Annotated in this window: 2 protein-coding genes and 1 pseudogene; 1 reads left to right on the plus strand and 2 read right to left on the minus strand. The window is 67.0% G+C overall.

Going from position 1 to position 3,023, the window contains the following annotated elements:
* Nucleotides 1–186 precede the first annotated feature (186 nt).
* Nucleotides 187–774, plus strand: a complete 588-nt coding sequence (locus ACFVW8_RS38930; RefSeq protein ID WP_389698764.1) for an Imm21 family immunity protein — start codon at nt 187–189, stop codon at nt 772–774.
* Nucleotides 775–819: 45 nt separating this feature from the next.
* Here ACFVW8_RS38930 and ACFVW8_RS38935 read toward each other — a convergent pair.
* A pseudogene (locus ACFVW8_RS38935) lies at nt 820–1,435 on the minus strand (transposase family protein); the annotation flags it as partial.
* 61 nt (nt 1,436–1,496) lie between these two features.
* Nucleotides 1,497–2,420, minus strand: a complete 924-nt coding sequence (locus ACFVW8_RS38940; protein ID WP_389698766.1) for an NADP-dependent oxidoreductase — start codon at nt 2,418–2,420, stop codon at nt 1,497–1,499.
* Between the last annotated feature and the right edge of the window lie 603 nt (nt 2,421–3,023).

The following is a 3,023-nucleotide window of genomic DNA, read 5'->3' on the forward strand; positions in this document are numbered from 1 at the left end:
GGCAAACCAGCCCCCGCGAAACGACGGACGAAGAAGTCAACAACCCCTCGTCCACGCCGCACAGGTTAAAGATCAAGCTAAGGGCTGTCCCGTAACAGCGGGACGCCGGAAGCCCGAGGCCCGTTCCTGCCATGGGCGGTGAAGGGAGGCCGAGGGATTGTCGGTGGTCGCAGGCACACTGGCGGCATGAGCATCTCCTCGTCCGCTGCAGCCGGTGCGTCCCACATCCCTCCTGTTTGGGTTGAGTCGATGGGCGGGCCTTTGATCGTGGTCCCCATCTCCGCGTTGACTGCGTGGTGTGGGAGTGCAGAGACAGGGGTTTTGGCGGGAGAGGCCACCACTCCAGACGACTACGACCGGACCTGCGCGGTGGATGATCAGGCTGGTGTGATCGCCGTTGGAGACAGCGGTGCGCAGGCACTGGTGCTGGCGGACGAGCCCGCTACCAGCTGTTTTCTCGCGGAGCACCGAGCCTTCCTGCGGTGGCTTGCCGCCGGCTCTGAGGCCGAACTGAAAGCTGCGGCTAGGGCTGTCCTCGCAGATGCGGCCACGCAGTGGGATGAGTGCGGCACATGGGTGTCGGACGGTCCAGCCACACTCATGGACTCTGCCGAAGCAGGCTCCGAGTTGGACATCGAGTACCCGGGCGGCGGGATGCCTGCCCAGGCATCGGTCTCGCTGCCCGCCGGCCGCTGGAGGGTCCGCGCCACCCAAACCTGGGCGGGCGAGGAGAACTGGGTCGGCCTGGTCCAGCTACTGCCTATCGAGTCTTGAACCGGCAGGAGTTGAGTTGAGTGCGATCACCCCTCGCGGACAAGCGACGCGGGCGCGGACCTGTTTGTGTGAGCGGTTGTGCTCCTGCTTCCAGGCGGGCAGTTCCTCGCCTGCCCTCCGGCGATGGGGCATGACGACTCCGGTGCCGGGACAGCCGCCATCAGCGATGGTCAGGGTTTTGCCTACGGCAGCCTTGGCTCCGGATTCCTCTCACGCCTTGCAGTCGTCGCGGTTCCCCGGCAGTGGTCGGCCGACTAGGACGACGAGGCATGAGTCAGCATCGATGACGATCTGGTGGTTGGTGGAGTATTGGTAGTTCTTGGACTGTTCCGCCACGGTGTGGTCAACGATGAGCACGGTGTCCTTGGCGAAGCGGAGCCGGGGTCGTAGTGCAAGGAACGGGCCGACCTGGGTGACAATCCGGTCTACTGCGGACTTTGAGCTTCCGAAGAGCAGGGCCAGCTGGCGCATCGTCAAGTTCGTACGCCAGTTGGCCGTGCCCAGCAACACCCGATCGTCCAATGGAAGGCTCCACTGCCGTCCCGGACGCACAGCGCCAGCCCTTTCGCGGCGCAGTGACCAACGCGCGGAAGTGGTGAGGGCTGAGGCCAGTGAACGGGCCCATCCATGACGGCTCCGACGCCGTGATCACACGAGCCACATCAAGATCATCTCACCTGTGGCCAGCCGTTACGGGACACCCCTTGACCGACCGGGCATTCTCACCCATTTTCGGTGACACGGATGATCGTCTTGCCGGGGGTGCGCTTGTCCGGGGCGAACGCGGCTGCCGTCTCGGCGAGCGGCCGAACCGCGCCGACGACCGGCTTGAGGCGTCCGTCTCGCAGCCGCTGCGCGAGGTCGGCAAGGCGACCCCGGTCGGGTTCGACGACGAAGAAGACGGCCCGCCCGTCACGGGGATGGACAGTGACCGGTTCGGCGATGGTGACCAAGGTGCCGCCGGGGCGGACCAGTTTGGTGGATTGTTCCAGGATCGATCCGCCGATCACGTCGAACACCACGTCGACCTCGCCGATGTCCTCCAGGCTCCCGGCCTGGAGATCGACGAAGGTGTCCGCGCCGAGGCCGAGAGCGGTGTCGCGGTCGTCTGCCCGGCCGGTGCCGATCACCCGGGCACCCACCCCACGGGCCAGCTGCACAGCGATGGAGCCGACACCGCCCGCAGCACCGTGAATGAGCACGCTCTGGCCGGTTGTCAGGTGGGCGTGGTCGAACAGGGCCTGCCAGGCGGTGAGCCCGGAGATCGGCAGCGCGGCGGCCGTGACGTGGTCGACGTCGGCCGCAAGCGGGGCGAGGTTGCGAGCCTCGACCGCGACATACTGAGCCAGCGAGCCGTTGCGGGCCCAGTCGGTCAGCCCGAGCACCCGCTGCCCGACCGTCAGACCAGTGGTGCCGTAGCCCAGTTCGGTGACCACGCCGGACAGCTCGTGGCCGGGCACGCTCGGAGTCCGGTCGCGTCCGGCCCGATCGGTCCAGGTGCCGGGCCAGGCCAGCTCGCCCGGGGTGAAACCGGCGGCGTGGACCTGCACGATCACGTCGTTCTCGGCAGCGTGCGGATGGGGCAACTCGGTGAGGGTCAGGCCGCTGACGCCGGCGTCACGGTCCTGGACGGTGATGGCTCGCATGAGGGTCCTCTCGGAGGTAGACGTGCAGGAGACGGGCATCGCGCCTTGTGGGCGCAGGCATCGCTTTCTCAGGAGGCCGACCGCCCGCCTTGACTCAACCCAGCGCCGCCCGCCCATGCCCGCCACCGCACATCTGCGGACGAGAATGCCGGTAGGCTCCTTCGCGGTCACCCTTACGACCTTAAGGGCAAATCGACCCAAATCCATGGGCCAATTGTGTCGCCTCCCCATGGGCCATTTCTCAAGCCTTCGTCACCCACCAGGCACACCACTGCTCGGCCCGTTCTGACGCGGCGGCCCTCTGTACGGACGCGGACATGGGCGCCAACCAGCTTCACCCAGCCGTCAATGAGGCCGTCCGCCGCACCCTGCTGTTGCTGCTGCCACGGCTGTGGGCCGCGCCAAGCGCCTGCCCTTATCCCCGGCGCTCCAGAGTCTGGACCTGACACCGCGACACCTCGCACCGACGACCCACCGGGAGCACGACGGCCCCACCAGTATCAACGAGCTAGCTGTATTGACCCGCAGCGTTGTTGACTCGGTTGATCGGGGGCTGGCCTCCGAGTGCGGTGTGGCAGCGATGGTAGTTGTAGCTGTGGAGGA

The sequence above is a fragment of the Streptomyces sp. NPDC058221 genome (assembly GCF_042882365.1).
GTDB lineage: Bacteria > Actinomycetota > Actinomycetes > Streptomycetales > Streptomycetaceae > Streptomyces.